The sequence below is a fragment of the Mycobacterium sp. NGS39 genome, assembly GCF_059812765.1.
Genome location: NZ_JCALDH010000041.1, coordinates 1 through 237, shown reverse-complemented (window position 1 = coordinate 237; position 237 = coordinate 1). Strand labels below are relative to the sequence as shown.

General features: G+C 60.8%; 1 rRNA gene. It reads left to right on the top strand.

Annotated features, from left to right (window positions below):
* Positions 1–120: 120 nt before the first annotated feature.
* Positions 121–234, top strand: a 5S ribosomal RNA gene (rrf, locus tag AC5Y39_RS21265).
* Positions 235–237: the final 3 nt, after the last annotated feature.

Genomic DNA, 237 nt, shown 5'->3' with positions numbered 1-237 from the left:
ACTGGCACTAACCGGCCGAAAACTTACCCACACCACGCAACCACACCAACACCCCAACCAACCACAACCCCCCAAAAGGGCCGTGGAACACCCCACCACCAAAACACAACCCCATAAAGTTACGGCGGCCACAGCGGCAGGGAAACGCCCGGACCCATCCCGAACCCGGAAGCTAAGCCTGCCAGCGCCGATGATACTACCCACCCCGGGTGGAAAAGTAGGACACCGCCGAACACC